The organism is Ensifer sp. ZNC0028, assembly GCF_000799055.1.
Lineage (GTDB): Bacteria > Pseudomonadota > Alphaproteobacteria > Rhizobiales > Rhizobiaceae > Ensifer.
On the sequence record NZ_JTLA01000293.1, the window covers coordinates 1 to 203 of the forward strand.

1 pseudogene is annotated in these 203 nt (G+C 64.5%); it reads left to right on the top strand.

Annotation, left to right across the window (positions count from 1 at the left end):
• Positions 1–203, top strand: a pseudogene (locus L981_RS33055) (glycine C-acetyltransferase); the annotation flags it as partial.

A 203-nucleotide genomic window follows, 5' to 3' on the forward strand; every position in this document is an offset into this window, starting at 1 on the left:
TACAAGTCGGAGCGTGTGATCACCTCGAAGCAGGCGGGTGAGATCAAGGTCGCCTCGGGCGAGCGGGTGCTCAACTTCTGCGCCAACAACTATCTCGGCCTTGCCGACAACGAGGAGCTTGCCGAGGCCGGCAAGCAGGCGCTCGACCGCTACGGCTACGGCATGGCCTCGGTGCGCTTCATCTGCGGCACGCAGGAGGAGCA